The 266-nt window shown below is 51.1% G+C and carries 1 rRNA gene; it reads right to left on the reverse strand.

The features are described from left to right. Window positions 1–266, reverse strand: a 16S ribosomal RNA gene (locus tag ACHRVX_RS23850); the annotation flags it as partial.

Genomic DNA, 266 nt, shown 5'->3' on the forward strand with positions numbered 1-266 from the left:
ACTGACTTATTAAACCGCCTACGGACCCTTTAAACCCAATGATTCCGGATAACGCTTGGATCCTCCGTATTACCGCGGCTGCTGGCACGGAGTTAGCCGATCCTTATTCTTACGATACCGTCAAGCTGCTACACGTAGCAGTGTTTCTTCTCGTATAAAAGCAGTTTACAATCCATAGGACCGTCATCCTGCACGCGGCATGGCTGGATCAGGCTTGCGCCCATTGTCCAATATTCCTCACTGCTGCCTCCCGTAGGAGTCTGGTC

Origin of the sequence: Flavobacterium sp. FlaQc-47, from assembly GCF_044006475.1 — a bacterium.
In the GTDB taxonomy this organism is placed as follows: Bacteria; Bacteroidota; Bacteroidia; order Flavobacteriales; family Flavobacteriaceae; genus Flavobacterium.